The 18024-nt window shown below is 42.9% G+C and carries 17 protein-coding genes; 10 read left to right on the top strand and 7 right to left on the bottom strand.

The features are described 5' to 3' along the window. Nucleotides 1-74 precede the first annotated feature (74 nt). The 8 genes from azlC to MHH76_RS10405 all read left to right on the top strand — a co-directional run bounded on the left by azlC (nt 75) and on the right by MHH76_RS10405 (nt 8265). Nucleotides 75-833 carry an azaleucine resistance protein AzlC gene (azlC, locus tag MHH76_RS10440; RefSeq protein ID WP_043054325.1) on the top strand — a complete coding sequence of 253 codons (759 nt, stop codon included), beginning with the start codon at nt 75-77 and terminating at the stop codon, nt 831-833. Then, nucleotides 830-1165, top strand: coding sequence for a branched-chain amino acid transporter permease (locus MHH76_RS10435; protein ID WP_023857554.1), 336 nt, complete (start codon nt 830-832; stop codon nt 1163-1165). The genes azlC and MHH76_RS10435 overlap by 4 nt, the downstream gene beginning before the upstream one ends. Nucleotides 1166-1195: 30 nt before the next feature. Beyond that, complete coding sequence (locus MHH76_RS10430) at nt 1196-1651, top strand: hotdog fold thioesterase (protein WP_023857555.1); 456 nt, start codon at nt 1196-1198, stop codon at nt 1649-1651. A 223-nt stretch (nt 1652-1874) separates the two neighbouring features. Next, the gene (gene brnQ, locus MHH76_RS10425; RefSeq protein WP_023857556.1) at nt 1875-3191 is read left to right on the top strand and encodes a branched-chain amino acid transport system II carrier protein; all 1317 of its coding nucleotides are present in this window, start codon (nt 1875-1877) and stop codon (nt 3189-3191) included. Between the two features lie 137 nt (nt 3192-3328). Next, nucleotides 3329-4735: a right-handed parallel beta-helix repeat-containing protein gene (locus MHH76_RS10420; RefSeq protein WP_023857557.1), complete on the top strand. Its 1407-nt coding sequence runs from the start codon at nt 3329-3331 to the stop codon at nt 4733-4735. 278 nt (nt 4736-5013) lie between these two features. After that, complete coding sequence (locus MHH76_RS10415) at nt 5014-6192, top strand: MFS transporter (protein ID WP_023857558.1); 1179 nt, start codon at nt 5014-5016, stop codon at nt 6190-6192. Between the two features lie 21 nt (nt 6193-6213). Continuing rightward, nucleotides 6214-6771, top strand: coding sequence for a TetR/AcrR family transcriptional regulator (locus tag MHH76_RS10410; protein ID WP_023857559.1), 558 nt, complete (start codon nt 6214-6216; stop codon nt 6769-6771). A gap of 357 nt (nt 6772-7128) precedes the next feature. Continuing rightward, nucleotides 7129-8265: a choline esterase gene (locus tag MHH76_RS10405; protein ID WP_023857560.1), complete on the top strand. Its 1137-nt coding sequence runs from the start codon at nt 7129-7131 to the stop codon at nt 8263-8265. A gap of 601 nt (nt 8266-8866) precedes the next feature. Here the strand turns inward: MHH76_RS10405 and MHH76_RS10400 are convergent. The 4 genes from MHH76_RS10400 to MHH76_RS10385 all read right to left on the bottom strand — a co-directional run bounded on the left by MHH76_RS10400 (nt 8867) and on the right by MHH76_RS10385 (nt 12100). Continuing rightward, nucleotides 8867-9373, bottom strand: a complete 507-nt coding sequence (locus MHH76_RS10400; RefSeq protein WP_026579642.1) for a GNAT family N-acetyltransferase — start codon at nt 9371-9373, stop codon at nt 8867-8869. A 26-nt stretch (nt 9374-9399) separates the two neighbouring features. Beyond that, nucleotides 9400-9657 (bottom strand): YnfE family protein, encoded by a 258-nt coding sequence (locus MHH76_RS10395; RefSeq protein ID WP_023857562.1) that lies wholly within the window; start codon nt 9655-9657, stop codon nt 9400-9402. 98 nt (nt 9658-9755) lie between these two features. Continuing rightward, nucleotides 9756-11303: a cellulase family glycosylhydrolase gene (locus MHH76_RS10390; protein WP_026579643.1), complete on the bottom strand. Its 1548-nt coding sequence runs from the start codon at nt 11301-11303 to the stop codon at nt 9756-9758. A gap of 425 nt (nt 11304-11728) precedes the next feature. Continuing rightward, nucleotides 11729-12100 (bottom strand): DUF1360 domain-containing protein, encoded by a 372-nt coding sequence (locus tag MHH76_RS10385; protein WP_020451642.1) that lies wholly within the window; start codon nt 12098-12100, stop codon nt 11729-11731. 165 nt (nt 12101-12265) lie between these two features. On the opposite strand from MHH76_RS10385, the gene ric reads away from it, so the two are divergent. Next, nucleotides 12266-12979, top strand: a complete 714-nt coding sequence (ric, locus tag MHH76_RS10380; protein ID WP_023857564.1) for an iron-sulfur cluster repair di-iron protein — start codon at nt 12266-12268, stop codon at nt 12977-12979. A gap of 44 nt (nt 12980-13023) precedes the next feature. Here ric and MHH76_RS10375 read toward each other — a convergent pair whose 3' ends face one another. The 3 genes from MHH76_RS10375 to MHH76_RS10365 all read right to left on the bottom strand — a co-directional run bounded on the left by MHH76_RS10375 (nt 13024) and on the right by MHH76_RS10365 (nt 16485). Further along, nucleotides 13024-15378: a nitric-oxide reductase large subunit gene (locus tag MHH76_RS10375; RefSeq protein ID WP_020451640.1), complete on the bottom strand. Its 2355-nt coding sequence runs from the start codon at nt 15376-15378 to the stop codon at nt 13024-13026. Between the two features lie 155 nt (nt 15379-15533). Continuing rightward, nucleotides 15534-16202 (bottom strand): Crp/Fnr family transcriptional regulator, encoded by a 669-nt coding sequence (locus MHH76_RS10370; RefSeq protein ID WP_023857565.1) that lies wholly within the window; start codon nt 16200-16202, stop codon nt 15534-15536. 43 nt (nt 16203-16245) lie between these two features. Continuing rightward, the gene (locus MHH76_RS10365) at nt 16246-16485 is read right to left on the bottom strand and encodes a DUF2164 domain-containing protein (protein WP_020451638.1); all 240 of its coding nucleotides are present in this window, start codon (nt 16483-16485) and stop codon (nt 16246-16248) included. 220 nt (nt 16486-16705) lie between these two features. Here MHH76_RS10365 and MHH76_RS10360 point away from each other — a divergent pair, with 220 nt between their 5' ends. Then, nucleotides 16706-17890, top strand: a complete 1185-nt coding sequence (locus MHH76_RS10360) for a nitrate/nitrite transporter (RefSeq protein WP_020451637.1) — start codon at nt 16706-16708, stop codon at nt 17888-17890. The last annotated feature ends 134 nt before the right edge of the window (nt 17891-18024 follow it).

Here is an 18024-nt window from a genome sequence, read left to right as displayed (position 1 = left end):
CCTGAAAATGGGGCTTTTTTTAAACTAAATAATTGTAATCCATACAATTATCTTGTTTATTGTATGGATTTCGTATGTTAAATTTGTATGGAATAAAGCTGGTAACAGAGGATGTGAACCATGTGACAAAAAGAGATCATATATGGAGTGCATGTCGAGCGGCTTTTCCATATACCGTACCTATTCTTGCAGGCTTTGTTTTTTTGGGGATCGCCTATGGAATTTATATGAATTCCTTAGGGTTCAATGCAATTTACCCTATCATAATGAGCTTCGCTATTTTTGCAGGATCAATGGAGTTTGTTGCGGCCAATTTACTTCTTGCCGCCTTTAACCCGACGAATGCCCTATTTCTAACCCTCATGGTGAACGCACGCCATTTGTTTTATGGCATTTCTATGTTGGATAAGTATAGGGGAACAGGCAGAAAAAAGTTTTATCTGATTTATGGACTGTGCGACGAATCTTTTTCTATCAATTGTACCGTAAATGTTCCAAAGGATATAGACAAGGGCTGGTTTATGTTCTTCGTGACGCTGTTCAATCATTTCTATTGGGTGATAGGAGCGGCGATCGGCGGCGTTTTCGGATCTTTTGTCCGGTTCAACACAGAAGGGCTCGATTTTGTGATGACTGCTCTTTTTGTGGTAATTTTCATAGAACAATGGATGAAAGAGAAAAAGCACCACAGCGCGCTTGCAGGACTCGGACTTTCTGCAGTCAGTCTGATCATCTTTGGCGGAAATCACTTCATTATCCCAGCTATGCTGGCCATTCTCGGGGTACTTACTGTCCTTAGAAAACCATTAGAGAAAGCTGAGGTTACTGTATGACGATGAGTTTTACACAGCAAATGATCACGATTGCCATGATCGTGTTAGGCACAATGCTGACAAGGTTTCTTCCTTTTATGATTTTTCCATCGGACAAACCTACGCCGACATATGTTCAATACCTTGGAAAAGTGCTTCCTTCAGCGGTAATCGGACTTTTGATCGTTTATTGTTTTAAGGATGTGAGCCTGCTTTCCGGCAGCCGCGGAATCCCCGAACTGATCGGGGCAGCGGCAGTTGCGCTGCTTCATTTTTGGAAGAAAAATATGCTCCTTTCTATTGCCGGAGGAACGATTATCTATATGATACTGGTGCAATGGGTTTTTAATTGAACAACCTCATGACCAAAGGAGGAGACGATGATGAAGAGAAAAATCGATGAAGTGAACATTCACGAAAAACACTATGACCAAATCCATAGGCAAGTAAAGAACGATCCGTATGCCCGATCGCTGGGAATTGAGTTAACAAAGTTTCGGGCAGGTCTTGCAGAGGCCGTTCTTGAAGTACAAAGCCATATGGTAAATGCTTACGGGACAGTTCACGGAGCCGTCATTTATGCCTTAGCCGATCACGCTTTTTCAGCGGCATGTAATGCATACGGAAAAACATCTTTAGGACTCACCACAACAATCCAGTTTATTGAATCAGCTAAACCAGGAGACAAGATAACTGCCCGTGCGAAAGAGGAAAAACGAAACTTCCGCACAGGCTTCTACCGAATCGACATCTTGCATGGAGAAAATCTGATAGCTACAATGGATGCCGTATCTTATCGTAAAAATCACTACTTTATTGAACTTGATGAACATGTTTAAGATTTCAAGTTACTTGATCTTGTATTTCAGCAAGAAAGAGCGTCCGGTTCTATCATTACAAACTAAACCTTTGACAATACAAGCAACAGCTACTATAGTAGGATAGTACTTTTATTTAATATTTACTGATAATTCAGGACATTCATTTATGAAATTTTTATCGTGCTACACTGCTGACTACTACAAACACACTAATAGCTTAACCCGAATCGGAGGACTCATGATGGCAAAAAAAATTCCTTTTTCATTTATCCTAATCATAGGACTAATGTTGTTTGCATTATTTTTCGGTGCAGGAAATCTCATTTTCCCGCCTATGCTTGGTCAGATGGCCGGAGAGAATGTATGGACAGCCAATGCAGGATTCTTAGTGACCGGAGTCGGATTGCCATTACTCGCCATTACCGCATTCGTTTTTTCAGGAAAAAATGATTTGCAGTCTCTGGCCAGTCGTGTGCATCCATTGTTCGGAATTGTATTTACGACGGTTCTCTATTTAGCAATCGGCCCTTTTTTCGCGATTCCCAGATCCGGTAATGTATCGTTTGAAATAGGGGTTAAACCTTTTTTATCTCATGATGCAAGCCCTGTCGCCTTAATCATATTTACCGTATTATTTTTCACGGTGGCCTGCTTGCTGTCTCTGAATCCAACTAAAATTATTGATGTTATCGGAAAATTTTTAACTCCTATTAAATTAACATTTATCGGATTACTCGTCGTTACGGCAATTATTCATCCAATCGGAAGCTTTCAAGCTCCGTCTGCAGGATATGCATCACACGTGTTTTTTAAAGGGTTCAAAGAAGGTTACTTTACACTTGATGCCCTTGTCGCTTTTGTATTTGGAATCATCATTGTGAACGCCATGAAAGAGAAGGGAGCGGTCTCCAAAAAACAGCTCATGATCGTTTGTGCAAAATCGACGGCGATTGCAGCAGCGCTCCTGGCTCTGATCTATTCAGCGCTTTCATACATGGGGGCTTCCAGCGTTGAAAAACTGGGTCTATTAGAAAATGGAGCCGAGGTTTTAGCGAAGGTTTCATCCTATTATTTCGGACCATATGGTTCCGTTTTTTTGGGCTTAATGATCACAGTGGCATGTCTGACAACAAGTGTGGGACTCATCACAGCATGCTCTTCGTTTTTCCACGGCTTGTTTCCAAACATCTCCTACAAAAAAATTGCTGTCATCTTATCAATGTTCAGCACCCTTGTAGCAAATATAGGATTAACACAGCTGATTAACGTTTCAATGCCGGTTTTAACAACTTTGTATCCCATTGCGATTTCTTTAATATTCTTAACATTTTTACATCCCTTATTTAAAGGGAAGAGGGAAGTGTATCAAGGCAGTCTGATAATGACCTTTATCATCAGCCTGTTTGACGGCCTGAATGCTGCCGGACTCAAAATTGCAGCTATTAATCAAGTTTTCAATCAGTTTCTCCCGATGTATGACATCGGATTAGGATGGGTGCTTCCGGCGATTCTAGGAGGAATAGGCGGCTATATTATTCATAGGCTGCGGAAGTGCTGAATAAACTCATAAACATGGAGGCAACCCTGTGATCAAAGGGTTGCCTTTTTCTTTCAAATGTTTGCGATGGTTTTCCATAAATGGATATTCTATAATGGTGTTAGTTTATCCATTTTGAAAAGAAAAGAGAGCTGAGTATGAGAAAATGGTATTTTATTTTATCAGCGTGTATTTTAGTTTCTGTTATCATCGCTTTTGCTTACGATAAGACCGGAGCAAAAGAAGCAGAACCGGCTAACAGCTTGTATGTTTCCCCCGATGGAAATGATCAAAATGAAGGAACGAAAGAAAAGCCGTTTCGAACTCTGGGACATGCAGCAAAAAAAGCTGTCCCTGGCACAACTGTTATGATTCGGGAAGGCACGTATCATGAAACGCTTGATGTGAAGGAGAGCGGGTCAGCTGAAAAGCCTATCACATTTCAAAACTATGAGAATGAAAAAGTCGTCATCAGCGGAAAATCTATTCAGGACGCTGAATATGAAACACCGCTCATTCAGATTCACAATCAACAGTACATCACAATCAGCGGCCTTACGATTCAAGACCTTTCCGTTTCATCGGAAGAAGCAACCGCCATGGGAATTTATGTTTCAGGCTCCAGCAGTCATATTACCATTAAAAACAATCACGTCCGGGATATAAAAACAACAGCGGATGACGGCAATGCCCACGGGATTGCCGTCTATGGCTCCGGCAGCATGAAAGACATTAAGATCGAGGACAATACGGTTGAAAAGCTGACACTCGGAGCGAGTGAAGCGGTTGTGCTGAACGGAAACATTGACGGTTTCACGGTGAGAGGCAATATGGTTCGCGACAACAACAACATTGGAATTGATCTGATCGGTTATGAAGGAACGGCCGCTCAAAACGATTTTGTGCGCAACGGTATCGTAGAAAACAACACGGTTTACAATAACTCCACTTACGGAAATCCCGCCTATGGGGATGATTACTCTGCGGGCGGAATTTATGTTGACGGAGGACAAAGCATTGACATTAAGAAAAACACGGTCTACGGCAACGATATCGGGATAGAAGCAACGTCTGAACATAAAGGGAAATATGCTGATGATATTCAAATAACCGACAACAAAGTGTATGAGAATGCGTACACGGGCATTTCTATCGGCGGATACGACCAAAAGCGGGGAGGCACCAGCCATTCTGTTATTGCGCACAATATTGTTTACCGCAATGATACAAAGGGGCTGGACGGCGGACAACTTTTGCTCCAGTATGACACAAAAAGCAACAAAATTGAAAAGAACATCATCACAGCAAGCGATTCGCGAATATTTATCGCAAACGACTTTACGAAAAATGAAGGAAATAAAGTGAATCATAACGTGTACCACAAGGAAGCCGGCAAAGACGGTCTGTGGATTTGGAAACAGAATGAATACAACTCGTTTTCGTCGTATCAAAATGCAACAAATCAAGATCAAGACTCGATTTATGCCGATCCGATGTATCGCGACGAGACGTCTTATGACTTTACATTAGATCCGGCTTCACCGGCTTGGCCGGTCGTTAAATAATTTCATAGGAAAACAGGCTTAATTTATGAAGCGTATGGAAGTTTAATGCCTGCACGCACCACAAAAGCTACTCTTTGAGAGTAGCTTTTTTATTTATTGGAAGATACCCTTTGCGACTCAACTTCTATCTGTCAACAGTCAGTTTAATCAAGTTTTATTTTTTAAATTCTGCTTATTAATAGCTTAAATTTTATAAAATTATATTTACAAACTGACTGTGGTCAGTTAAAGTGAATGCTTAAGAAGAAAAATAAAATCAGTGAGTGAGAGGTAGCCAAATGGAATTGAATGTAGAAAAAATAAATACTGCAAAAATATGGTCATTGTCATTTGTTTTTGTGACGCTTGCAAATGCTTTCTTGTTTATGGTATTTGAAATGTTATTGCCGACATTGCCTTTGTTTGTGACGGCTATTGGAGGAGGGGCAAAACAAGTCGGCTATGTCACGGGTATTTTTATGATCTCTGCAATTGCTGTTCGTCCTTTTGCAGGGGCATTGGCTTTACGGTTCAATAAAAAATATTTGCTCATTTTAGGACTTGTGATCAGCGCTTTCTCAACAGGCGCCTATTACCTGGCGTCTGATGTCACCGCTTTATTACTGATTCGCTTAATACATGGCGCCGGGTTTGGATTAGCGACGACCTATTTTGCAACAATCGCAGCTGAAATTATTCCTAAAGAGCGCAGGGGTGAAGGCATTGGATATTTTGGAGTAGGTGAGACAATTGCTGTTTCCGTTGGACCGATGATCGGTATCGCGACTCTGGAGCTTTATAATTTTCAAAGACTTTTTTTAGGCGGGATGTCCGTTCTTTTGCTGGCGGCGCTAATGGCTGTTTTCGTGCGCAGACAGCCGGAAACAAAGGATACTGGCGGAAAGGGCACTGCAAAGTTAAAAGTATTAGAAAAACGTGTGCTGCTTCCGTCAATTCTTATTTTATTCGTTGGTATTGCTGCATCTGGAATTATGTCTTTCTTTTCGCTCTATGCGATTGAAAAGGGGTTTCAAAGTGTCGGGATGTTTTTCTTTTTGATTGCAGGAGCCAGTTTTTTTATACGGCTTATTTCCGGCAGGGTATTTGACCGATGCGGAGCTGCCGCCATCCTTATTCCCGCCTCGCTGTTTTCCATAGCAGGGCTGTCAATATTATATTTCGCACAAACAAATACAATGTTTTTTACAGCGGCTATATGCTATGGGTTTGGTTTCGGCTCAATATTTCCCGCCGTCCAAACATGGTGTATCAATCTTGTGGAAGAGCATGAACATGAGGATGCAATGGGAACGTTCTTTAATTTTTTCGATATGGGGATTGGCGGAGGGTCCTTATTATTAGGTTTGGTGGCGACGGTTTATTCCTATCGGGAGATCTATATTACCGCCATTTTCATGTACCTTCTGTTTCTTTTATTATATATTTTATATATCTGCATGAAGAGAAAAACAGCCTGAAAAATAGGGGAGGACGGTATATTGACCAGAGAGAATATAAAGCGTACAGCGGTTCGCCAATTTAATGAATTGGGATATGAGGGAGTCAAAATGTCGCATATTGCAAAAGAATTGGGAATCAGAAAACAATCTCTCGCTTATCATTTTTCGTCAAAAAAAGAGCTGCTGATAGAAATATACCCTGAGATTGTGGAAGAGGAAATTTCATTTATCAACGAATTCTTCGATTCAAGAAAACATATACCTGCAAAGAGTCAAATATATGACTTTTTAAAAGAAACCCAAGTCCGTTTTCATGCATTGCCAAATGTAGCTTTTTTGCAGGCAATGTCCTTTAAGGCGCCTGCTGAAGTAAGCGATTTTATTTCAGCCCAATACCTTTTATATCTGCATACTTTAAAAGAACAGGTAGCGAATGTTTTTAAGGAATCGGATGTGAACTGTCCGCCGGAGAAATGTGCGATAGGCTTTATTACGCTTTATGACGGGCTTAACATTCAACTGGTATACGAAAACAAACAATCATTTGAACGGTCTTTAGAGATATCATTTGATATTTTTTGGCGCGGACTGTTGTAGGTGCATCTGATTTAATTTAGAGCTGGAATCCATGGTTGAAAGGCAGAAGGGGGGAGGCCGCTTGTCTGGAGTTATTTTTGGAATCGTATGCTTCTTTCTTGTGTTTTATTTCCTAAACTATATCGGTCAAAAGTTAATATCTAGAAAATCACCTGTGAATCATAAGATTATCATTTCGATTTCATTTGTAGAAGCTCTTATTTCACTAACTTTAGTCTATTACCGTCCCCCATTTTTATAATAACAAATTAATTTTAAGTTACCTCCATTAAGAAGTGTCTATATAAAATTGTGGCTTTTCTTTGAATCTTCAGCAAGTACTTTGCTGACTTTTATTAATTAAGGGGGAACAAGAAAATGAAAACTTATGACGCATTTCCAGAACCAATTGGCGGCTATACTGTCGGTCGAACCCAGATGGATTTTGATTACACGGCATCAGACCACTCAAAAAGAGAACTGACGGCGTTTGTGTACTATCCGTCCGACAGTAGCGAAGGCAAGACTGCATCAACGTACATGTTTCCTGAGGTCTACGAAATGCTTGATGAGCAGCCACTTCTCACTGCGTTGAAGGATGCTTACTCTATAGATATCAAGACCCAGTGTTACGACGACCTTGCTCTCTCCGGGAAGGAAAAGCGCTATCCGGTGTTATTCTATGTATGCGGCGGGGGCGGTTCTCCAGAATGGGGTACAGTGATCTGTACAGACTTGGCAAGCATGGGATATGTTGTGGTAAGCATCGGCCATCAGAATAGCACGATGTATAAGCGTAAAGATGGGCGCCTGTTTAATGTATCAAAGGATTTTTCGGATGCCATTATGGCGTTTTCTGAAGATCCGGAGATGCTGGCGTTGGCTGGTAAGATGGAGATGCGGCCTGACGATGAAACTGCCATTGAGATGTGCCGTAACGTGCTTACACTGCCGATACTTGCCAAGTTAACAAAGTATAGTGAATTACAGGCAGAAGATGTAAGGTATGTAGCCGATTATCTTTACAAACTGGACTCTGGAGAACTGAATTCCATCTTTAAGGGCAGATTGTTGCTTGACATCGGCATGGGCATAGTCGGACATTCTTATGGAGGGCCTACGACGGCGATTGTTTGCCGGGACGACGACCGGTTCGCCTGCGGGATTGGCTTGGATAGCGGTGCGTTCGGCCTTCGCGACAGCGACCTGAAGAAACCCTTTTTGCTACTGTTTTCTGAACCTAACTATAATATGAATGCGATCATTGGCGCTAACAACAGCATGGAAACCTATTATTTCTCTGTTGATCGTGTTGCGCATTTAGATTACTGCGACATCGTGTTTACCAGTGTTAATGAGGAACTCAGAGGCGAACGGGATGCTATGGAGATGCGAAATCTTGTTACAAACTATACGAAGAACTTTTTTGATCATTACATACTGCAGAAGGCTGCAAGTGTGGAAAGTCTGGCATACGATGGCGTGGACTTGATCAAGAAGACCAGCAACAAGTGACATAGCCGAGAGGTTGCTGATAAACGCATGTCAAAGAGCTAGCCGTACAGACACAGAGCCGATAACCCTATTACGCGGTTATCGGCTCTCTCATATTTCAGGCATTGTTTTTAAGTGATACAAGCTTTTGTCTAGATACTGAGATGAGTGTTGATTTGGGAGAATCGCGTCCAATTAAAACTAAATGAATATGCAAACTGCATGCTTAATGTATGGAATGAAGTTAATACATTACATGTGAATGCTGTTGTTGAAGTCAATGAACTATTACATATAATGTTGTGAACATTTCAAATCAGTAAAGTAAAGTTGAGAGAACCAGCCAAAATTACAATGTAAGTTAAAGGAGTTTGCGAAGAATGGGTTATAGGAATGGAAATTATGGCTGCATTTTATGTCAAAGAACTGTTTAGTGAAAGTAGTTCAAGGGCTAATGCAACCAAGGGTTTTGTGTCGTACAGCTGATGGAGGAACATTGCATAATCCTGACCTTCATTTCTTTCTAGTTTACATAATATATATTCTCGGAAGTTAAGGATTGAAAAGAAATTCTGTCTCAATCTCAAAGTATACTCAAGTTAGTGAGACAGAATAAAAAATTTTATCGATAAACTGAATATACGGCAATTTCTTTTCCCCATTTATGTATCGTTTTTTCTAAAGTCATGCCGATTCGTTCGGCAACTTTTCTGGACGGCAGATTTTTCGCATCAGGTAAAGATACGATTTTTTTCAGGTGAAATGCCTCAAATCCATACTGTTTGCATGCTGATGCTGCTTCGGTTGCATAGCCGTTTTTCCAGACGCTCCGTTTAAACAAATAGCCGATTTCCATTTCGTCCGATCCTTCGACTTCCTGTGGCACGATGCCGCATTGACCTAGAAATTCGCCTGTTTGTTTATGTTCGGCAACCCACAGGCCGGTTCCATGTTTTTCATAGTTTTCAAGTGTCCAGTCGATCCATTGCAATGTCTGTTTTTCATTCTTTGTCGATGGATAATATTCCATGGCTGTCGGGTCAGAAAAGATTTCGAGCAGGTTTTCGGCGTCATCACGCCTCATTTTTCGCAAAATCATCCGGTCTGTCTTCATGATCGTATCTTTCATGGTTCTTCTCCCCCTTATTTTATTGATTATGAAGACGTTAATTCCCGATAAACCGTTTCTAATTCTTCCATTGTCAGATCTCCGTATGCGCATTTAATCACGGCATCTGCGAATTCATCATAGTCGTCATCTGTTGAAAAACCTTGCTGGAGCGTTTTGGCGTAAAGCTCGATTTGTTTTTTTCGCTTTTCAATGTCTTCCTCTTTGCCTGCGTAATCAGGTCCATTGATCGTGTCGTAGTTTTCCTTGACAAGCATCATGTATTGCTGCAATGTTTCATTCATACATCCATCTCCTTTCATGTTTACAAAAATATTCCTCATTCCTTCCATTATAATATATACGAAAACGGACACCAAATTCGGTGTCCGTTAAAGTGCCGTTATTTAGGTTCAGCGCCCCAAATCAGTTTTCCATTCTCATACAACGTGATTTTTTTCGTATTTTTAAATGTGTTTGAACCTGAAGAAAATGAATAGTCGCCGATTTGGGCATAATTGCTCCAGTTGTCATTGTGAAGACGGATCTGGATTTCGCCTGTACTTGCACCCGGCGCTAATGTACCGTTTTTAAATCCTACTTCAAGATACGTGTCTGCTCCGTTTACCGCTTTTTTTAATTGGACGAATTTGTGCGTGAGTTTGCTGCAGCCGATTTGGGCATAGTCGCAGTCAAAATTTTGTCCTTTGTGATTCGTTTTATACCAATAGCGGACAGTGATTCGATTTAAAGACACGGTTTTTTTGCTGTTGTTTTTAATGTTGAGCTGAGGGCGGATTTGGTTGCCGTTTACATTGTTGTCCCCCGCTCTGTATTGTACTGCTATCGTGTTGGCTGCAGCGCCGCTGTCTTGACCTGGTTTATCCTGATCCTTTTTCTGGTCTTTTTGATCTGACCCTTTCGAATCCGATCCAGAGTCTCCTGACGAACCGTTTGATCCGCTGCGGATGTTTTCCCTGACGAATTTACCTGATGAGGATAAGTCGGATTGAGACCATCCTCCCTTTTTAGAGGCGCCGGAGTTTAAAGCAGCTGACGACTCTTGTTTGTCGCACAAGCTCCAGTTTACCCAGCTGATTTTTTTGCTGTCTAAATATTTCAGCCACTCCCTGGATTGGTCGAGGTAGACACCGCCGTTTCCGGAAGCATCGCTCGTTCCCCATTCTGTGACGAAAATCGGCGCTCCTTTGCTGAGTGCATAGTCTGCTTTATCCCGCAAAGACTGACCGTGCGTACCCGCATAAAAATGGAGCGCGTACATAACATTGCCGTCTTTCAGCTGATTGTCCGCCGCATCGTTGACATCTTGGCTCCAAGTGCCTGTCCCAACGATCACAATATTTTTCGGAGAATTTTTGCGGATCACGGACAAAATGTCTTCAGCGTAAGGTTTAATGTCACGGTTCCAGTTGACATCGCCGTTCGGCTCGTTGGCAATTTCAAAAATGACGTTTGGCGTCTTGCCGTAAAGCCTTGACATTTCGTTGAAAAACTCTTTTGCTTTCGCTTTGTTTTGGTTTGGATTGCCGTCGCTCAGTATGTGCCAGTCGATGATCACATAGATTCCGAGTTCTTTTGCCGCTTCGACGGCTTCCTTCACTTTGTTTTTAACCGACGGATTGTCAATATAGCCGCCTTCACCCGTATACATAGCCGCGCGGAAGACATTGATGCCCCAGTCGTCTCTCAGCCATTTTAACGAGTCTTTGTTGACATAATCGCCATACCACTGCAGCCCGTGTGAACTGATTCCTTTCAGCTGAACCGCTTTTCCTTTTTGATTGACGAGCTGCGTACCTTTCAAGGTGAGCTGTCCGTTTACAGCAACGGGTGTTTGAGAAGCGGCAGACGCTTTAGGTGCGATGATACCGCTGATGCCGAGTGCTGCTACCATGAAGCAGGCGATGAAGACAGAAATGGAACGTTTCATGTATGACATTCTTTTTCCTCCAATGATGTTATTTTCCAAAAACACTTTCTGGCAGACATTTTCACCCCTTTCTTGGCTTGTAGCACGTTACTGATTGTAAAAAAACTATTCATTGATTGTCTATCAACCATATTTCACGTTTTTTTCGTTTTGAAAATCTATCTATTTCCTCTTTTCGTATGAAATGGGAGGTCTGAATGCTAATGATGAAAAGCTAAAAAAGTATGACCGGGGACTTTGTGCTTCCTTTTTCTCTCAATTCAAAATTTTAAAACCTGATTCTTCTTCAAAATAATGTCTTCCCTCTGCCTAAAATGCGGCAACCGGGAAAAAATCGCTGTAAAAAGTTCACAAAGCGGACATGTTCTCTCTGCTGTTTGTGTCACTTTATTGTCAAAAAAATAAAACCATCCGCTTGGAATGGTTTATTTCTTTAAATCAGAGAAAAAGCTGACAAGTTTTGTTGCGACACCGACAAACGTTTCAAGAATCGCCTGTCCACCTGCGACCGATAAAATTAAAATTAACGGGAATATCGTTTTTGGGACAATCAGATACCCGACAGCGATGATCAAAGCGCACCATATCCCTGCGCACCAATAGCAATTCAGCAAATAGCCGAAGTTTGATTTCGGCACTTTTTTCGTTTCTACATGCCCTTGTTCATCAACCGTCTGCTTTTTCTTCATGAACGGTTTCCGGATAAACTCCGTGATCTTGTCAAAAACAATCAAATGAGTTAGCCGGTAACTGGCGAGAATCAGCATCGTAAATGTAAGCCAGGATAAATGCTCCATTGCAGGCCTCCAACATGAAAAGTTATCTATAGCTATTTCCCGATTTCTTCTGACTTATTGCTTTTTCTGTCATTTTTCCCGAATGTGATGTAGATCACGATTTTCCATCGGTGAACCCGTTACATTTAACCCATAGCATAAAAAACACTTCAGGAGGTTTTACAAATGGAAGCAGTATTTGATCAAAACACAAAAACAGGTGATATTGTTACGCGTTTTCCAAGAGCCAGCCGGTTGCTGAAAGAATATCGCATCGACTTTTGCTGCGGGGGCAACCGCCCGATCGGTGAAGCGATAAAAGAACAGGATTTAAATGAAGAAGAGATCTTAGCAAAAATCAATACATTATATCAAGAGACAAAGGCATTGAACGCAAAAGAGACGAACTGGAGTGAAGCCCCGTATTCACAGCTGATCGACCATGTGATTCATACGCACCATGCTTACCTGTATGAGGTGCTTCCTGAACTATCAGGCTTTGTCACAAAAGTCTACCGGGTTCACGGCATCCATCATCCGGAACTCGCCCAGGTCCATCAATTGTTCCATCAGCTGAAAACTGAACTGGAACACCATCTCTTTCAGGAAGAGGAACTCATTTTCCCGAAAGTGACGACCTATGAAGAGACGCGATCAATGGACAGCCTGGCAGAAGCGGTTCAGGCGATCGACGTCCTTGAACAAGAGCATGAAGCCGCAGGCAGCATCTTGAAGGAACTGAGAAAAGTGACCAATGACTATACCCTTCCTGAAGGGGCATGCACAACATATACACTGACTTACTTAAAGCTTGATGAATTGGAAACAGATCTTTTTCAGCACATTCACCTGGAAAACAATATTTTGTTCCCGCGGCTTGAAGCGGAAGCCAATCAATAAAATAAAAAGACAGAGGATTTCACTTCCTCTGTCTTTTTGTTTATCTATTCATCTGAAGCAATGTCTTTAACTGGAAGCGCTTCTCCTTCCTGATGCGTCGGTTTGCGGAGATGGAATAATGCTCTGATGCTGAATATGACCAAAATCACGATTCCGGCTAAAAAGATCGTATCCGGCACAGCCCTCCAAGTCAGCAGCGTTTGCACCGTATCCTGCTGTAAAAACTCAGGCGCCCTTGAGCTCCAGTACCCGTCTTCAAACGCTTTTTTCAATTGAAGAAAACCGACCGGCAACAAATTGATAAACACCATTCCGAACAAGCCGATGTTCAGCGACCAGCAGGCTATTTTCAGCCATTTATCATTCCACGCTTCTTTTTTGGCGATATTGCGTAGCGTATACAGCCAGACAGCAATGGCAAACATGCCGTACACGCCCATCATCGCCCCGTGCCCGTGGGCAGGTGTCAGGAACTGGCCGTGCTCAAAATAGCTGACAGCAGGCAGATTGATCAAAAAGCCCAATACCCCTGCACCGACCAGATTCCAGATCGCCGTTGAAATCAAGAACCAGAACGTTGCTTTATACGGGAAATGATGGCCTCCGTCTTTCATCATCTTGTATTGTTCATAAGCTTCCAATACAAGCAGGGTAAGAGGAATCACTTCCAGGCATGAGAAGACGGAACCGAGGCCGATCCAAACTTCGGAAGAACCGTTGTAATAGTAATGATGTCCGATCCCGATGACACCGCTCCCCAGCAGGATCGTCAGTTGAAAATAAAGCGTTCTGACGGTCGATTTTTTCGTAACCAGGTTCATTTGCACGAGCAAAAAGCCGATGACCACGACGGCAAAGACTTCAAAAATCCCTTCCACCCAAAGATGGATAATCCACCACCGCCAAAAATCCGACATTGTAATATTTGTGCCGGGATTAAAGAAAAAGGCTGCACCGTAAAACAGCGGAATGGCGATCGAAGAATAAAACAGCAGATGAATCAAACCGCCTTTATCAGATTCCCGCTTGAGGCCGCTCTTAATGCCTCTGAAAACGATAAACAGCCATATCAGCATGCCGAGTGCGAGAATGACCTGCCAGAAGCGGCCGAGTTCAATATATTCCATTCCTTGGTGGCCGAATAAGAACCAGTTGTTTCCTAAAAGGCCTTTCGCTCCGAGCCATTCGCCAGCCATGCTTCCGCCGACAAGGACGATCAGCGCCCAAAACAGAATATCGACAAGCAGCCCCTGCCTTTTCGGCTCGCGGCCTCCGACAAGCGGCGCTGCATAAATGCCCATACCGAGCCATGAAGTCGCAATCCAGAAGATCGCCAGCTGGAGGTGAAATCCCTTAGATATGCTGAATGGCAACATATCCCTGATCCAATCGATCCCAAAAAAGCTGTCCGGCTCAATATAATAGTGGGCAAGCAAAGCTCCGAACATGGCCTGAACAAAAAACAGCAGCGACACAACGGCGAAATATTTTCCGGTTTTAACCTGTGATGCCGTAAGCGGCTGTTTATCCAGATCAAATACCGGAAACGCCCCTTCCTGATAAGCCTCTTTCATTCCAAGCTTGTAACGGTAAAACACGAATAAAATAATGCCGACAAATAAAATAAGGATGGTGACGCTTGCGCCGCTCCACCAAACGGCGGCAAATGACATCGTGTTTCCGGCATCTTCATCATACGGCCAGTTGTTCGTGTACGTAATGTCGTCGCCAGGCCTTAATGTACTGGAAAGCCATGCCGTCCAGAAGATAAAATCGGAGATCTGCGTGATTTGGTCTTCGCTGTCAACCCACGCTCTGTCGCGTTTAGGCATGTGGCTTTCTTTAATTAAACCGGGCTCAAGCCCCCAGCCGTCTCCTTTTGTAAAGACATTGCGGTAATGATCACGCACTTGCTGCAATCCATAAACCTGCGCATCTGTCAGCTTCAATGTATCTGACGCGCGATTATAACGGTTTTTTCTCATTTCGCGGATGACTTGATTCCGGATGGTGGACTGCTTTTCATCTGAAAGTTGTTTAAAGCGCTTGCCGTATCGTGCCTCCGCCTTAAAATCCTGCATCCCTTCCGTATAGATTTTCAGGGCTTCGGCCGTGTAATCAGGCCCCATGTAAGATCCGTGCCCCAAAATCGTGCCATAATCCATCAGCGCGTATTTTTGAAATACGGCCTGACCGCCTGAAATGGACGATTTGGTCATGAGCACCTCTCCGTTTGGCCCGGACACTTCAACTGGTCTTGGTGCAAGTCCTTTGAAGATCCAATAGCCTCCCAAAAGCAGCACCGAAAAACTAACGATTAAAGTAAAGACGAGAACAGATTTCAAAAAACCGTTTTTCGATGCTTTTTTAACGGGCACCGTCTTTCTTTGAACTTCCATTGCGGTTCACTCCTTTTTTGATTTTGCATGTCCTAAGATACTGGATATGCAGCACACCGGTTGTGAACCAGATCACTTAAATAATGGCGGATTTGTGAACAAAATAAAAACAGGCTTTCCATCTGTTGTTCAATGGAAAGCCTTCATCTTATCCTTCAATTGCAGCCGTTCAGCCAGTCTGTATCATGTATGAAAATTCCGCTCCTGTCAGCTGTCAGCAGATTTTTCTTTTTCATTTCATTTAATGTGCGGTTAATCGTTTCCCTTGACGTTCCGACCATGTTCGCAAAATCCTGATTGGTAATGGGCAGGCTGATGTAGACCCCTTTTTCTTGAGGAATGCCGTGTTCTGCAGCGAGCTTCATTAATACATGCGTCAAGCGGTGCTGGACATCTTTTGAAATAAAACCCTGGATCCGCTCTTGCAAATCGAGAATCTTTTTCCCCATGATTTGCATCACTTTTATTGTCATTTCCGGATATTTCATCAAAAGTTCATTAAAATCAGCGATGCGGATTACGATCAACTCGGTTTCCTGAACGGCTTCGGCTGTTGCCGGGTATGGGGAGCGGTCAAAAAAGCCGACATGGGGAAACATGTCCCCGCTTTGCAGAATCGAAATCACTTGCTCATTGCCGTCTTCATCGATTTTAAAGGCTTTAACAAGACCGGATTTAATGAAGAATACCGCTTCCCTCTCTTCCCCTTCCATAAAAACAAACATTCTCGGCTGATAGGTGCGCTTGACCGCGATTTGCTCGATTTGTTTGAACTCTTCATCATTCAGCCCGCTGAAAATCATAAATTGCTTCAGAAACTCCATTGGTCTTTCAATCCCTTCGGTTTTGCTAAAGGAGAGCGCGTTGTCACAGACGGCGCTCCAGCGCAAAGAGCTCTTCTTCAATCGCCGCTGCCTTCTCTTCCACGACTCTGCGGCTGTCCTTCAGCGCCTGATTATAAAAGTAAGGGCCCAGCTTTTCCTTTACGAATTCAAACATTTGAATCGCCGCGATGTCTCCAACCTCTTCTCCCCTTTCTTCAACATAAAAGCGTTTGATTTCCTCGATGATCGCTTGCTTTTCTTCTTGCGTAAGCTTTATAAACATAAAAGCGGCACTCCTTTTTTTATTTTCATGATAAACGAAAAAGTCCGCAAATGAACCATTTATTTTTTACATCCGTTTACTATCCCTCACTTACCGATATTAAACACGAATCAAACGAATGACCGTGTGACGTAATTCACAATGTTTTTAAAAGACTTTTTGTAAGATAAACATGCTGATTGATTTATTCATTTTTCCCTTTGAAAGGAGCAAAAACGCAATGGTAAATCGTCAAAAAATACAATTACCGCTGCAGTCATTTAGTTTAGTCGCAGGATTTATGGTTTGGGTGTTGATTTCCTCTTTAATGCCCCACATTAAGCAGGACATCGCCCTGACAGACAGTGAGATATCCCTTGTCACGGCCATTCCGGTCATACTCGGCTCGCTTCTGAGGATTCCGCTGGGATACTACACAAACAGATTCGGTGCGAGAATCACGTTCATGATCAGCTTTGTGCTGCTTCTGTTCCCGATTTTTTGGATCAGCACAGCCGATTCGCTGTTCGACTTGATCCTTGGCGGATTCTTCCTCGGCATCGGCGGAGCGGTCTTTTCCATCGGGGTCACATCATTGCCGAAATACTACCCTAAAGAAAAACACGGGTTTGTCAATGGGATCTACGGCGCCGGGAACGTCGGTACAGCGATTACCACGTTTGCCGCTCCTGTCGTAGCAAAGACAGCCGGGTGGGAAAATACGGTGCGGATGTACATCGTGTTAGTCGCCGTATTCGCTTTATTGAACTTTATCCTTGGAGATCGAAAAGAAACAAAAGTGACGGTTTCTGTAACAGAGCAAATGAAGGCAGTCTACCGAAATCAGACATTATGGTTTTTAAGCTTGTTTTACTTCATTACATTCGGATCTTTCGTCGCGTTTACGATTTATCTTCCGAACTTTCTTGTTAATCACTTCGGGCTTGATCCCGTTGATTCAGGGCTTAGAACCGCCGGATTTATCGCTGTCGCAACTTTTCTGAGGCCTGTCGGCGGCTGGCTCGCGGACAAATTCAACCCGCTGAAGCTGTTGATGTATGTATTTGCCGGCTGTACCTTGTCAGGGATTTTATTGGCCTTTTCACCCAGCCTCGGACTTTACGGATTTGGGGTATTAACCGTTGCCGTGTGCGCCGGTCTTGGAAACGGGATCATCTTTAAGCTTGTGCCGCTTTATTTTTCAAATCAGGCCGGCATCGTCAATGGGATTGTATCAGCGATGGGCGGCTTGGGAGGATTCTTCCCGCCACTCATCCTGTCAAGCGTTTTTCAGGCAACCGGCCATTATGCGATCGGATTCATGGCGCTGTCAGAAGCAGCCCTTGCCAGCTTTGTGATCGTGGTCTGGATGTATTTTCAGGAAGTGAGCAAAACATCGACCAAAACGAAGACGAACCATTTATAAACCTTTCCTGCAAAAGGAGCCTTGAGCTGATGTGCTCAGGCTCTTTTTTGGGACTTTATTCATAAGTTCACAATATTGTTTATATTTAAAAGGTCACTCAGCCTTATTTAACGTTAAAATAAGAACTGCTAAAG

The sequence above is a fragment of the Bacillus sp. FSL L8-0193 genome (assembly GCF_037976065.1).
Taxonomy (GTDB): domain Bacteria; phylum Bacillota; class Bacilli; order Bacillales; family Bacillaceae; genus Bacillus; species Bacillus paralicheniformis.
This window is presented reverse-complemented; position numbering and strand designations above follow the sequence as displayed.

What these genes read in the sequence shown, in the direction of transcription:
- MHH76_RS10430 (WP_023857555.1), top strand. Translation starts at nt 1,196, where the DNA reads ATGAAGAGAAAAATCGATGAAGTGAACATTCACGAAAAACACTATGAC.
- ric (WP_023857564.1), top strand. Translation starts at nt 12,266, where the DNA reads ATGGAAGCAGTATTTGATCAAAACACAAAAACAGGTGATATTGTTACG.
- MHH76_RS10395 (WP_023857562.1), bottom strand. Translation starts at nt 9,657, where the DNA reads ATGAATGAAACATTGCAGCAATACATGATGCTTGTCAAGGAAAACTAC.
- brnQ (WP_023857556.1), top strand. Translation starts at nt 1,875, where the DNA reads ATGGCAAAAAAAATTCCTTTTTCATTTATCCTAATCATAGGACTAATG.
- MHH76_RS10390 (WP_026579643.1), bottom strand. Translation starts at nt 11,303, where the DNA reads ATGAAACGTTCCATTTCTGTCTTCATCGCCTGCTTCATGGTAGCAGCA.
- MHH76_RS10405 (WP_023857560.1), top strand. Translation starts at nt 7,129, where the DNA reads ATGAAAACTTATGACGCATTTCCAGAACCAATTGGCGGCTATACTGTC.
- MHH76_RS10385 (WP_020451642.1), bottom strand. Translation starts at nt 12,100, where the DNA reads ATGGAGCATTTATCCTGGCTTACATTTACGATGCTGATTCTCGCCAGT.
- MHH76_RS10420 (WP_023857557.1), top strand. Translation starts at nt 3,329, where the DNA reads ATGAGAAAATGGTATTTTATTTTATCAGCGTGTATTTTAGTTTCTGTT.
- MHH76_RS10435 (WP_023857554.1), top strand. Translation starts at nt 830, where the DNA reads ATGACGATGAGTTTTACACAGCAAATGATCACGATTGCCATGATCGTG.
- MHH76_RS10400 (WP_026579642.1), bottom strand. Translation starts at nt 9,373, where the DNA reads ATGAAAGATACGATCATGAAGACAGACCGGATGATTTTGCGAAAAATG.
- azlC (WP_043054325.1), top strand. Translation starts at nt 75, where the DNA reads ATGTTAAATTTGTATGGAATAAAGCTGGTAACAGAGGATGTGAACCAT.
- MHH76_RS10360 (WP_020451637.1), top strand. Translation starts at nt 16,706, where the DNA reads ATGGTAAATCGTCAAAAAATACAATTACCGCTGCAGTCATTTAGTTTA.
- MHH76_RS10415 (WP_023857558.1), top strand. Translation starts at nt 5,014, where the DNA reads ATGGAATTGAATGTAGAAAAAATAAATACTGCAAAAATATGGTCATTG.
- MHH76_RS10370 (WP_023857565.1), bottom strand. Translation starts at nt 16,202, where the DNA reads ATGGAGTTTCTGAAGCAATTTATGATTTTCAGCGGGCTGAATGATGAA.
- MHH76_RS10365 (WP_020451638.1), bottom strand. Translation starts at nt 16,485, where the DNA reads ATGTTTATAAAGCTTACGCAAGAAGAAAAGCAAGCGATCATCGAGGAA.
- MHH76_RS10375 (WP_020451640.1), bottom strand. Translation starts at nt 15,378, where the DNA reads ATGGAAGTTCAAAGAAAGACGGTGCCCGTTAAAAAAGCATCGAAAAAC.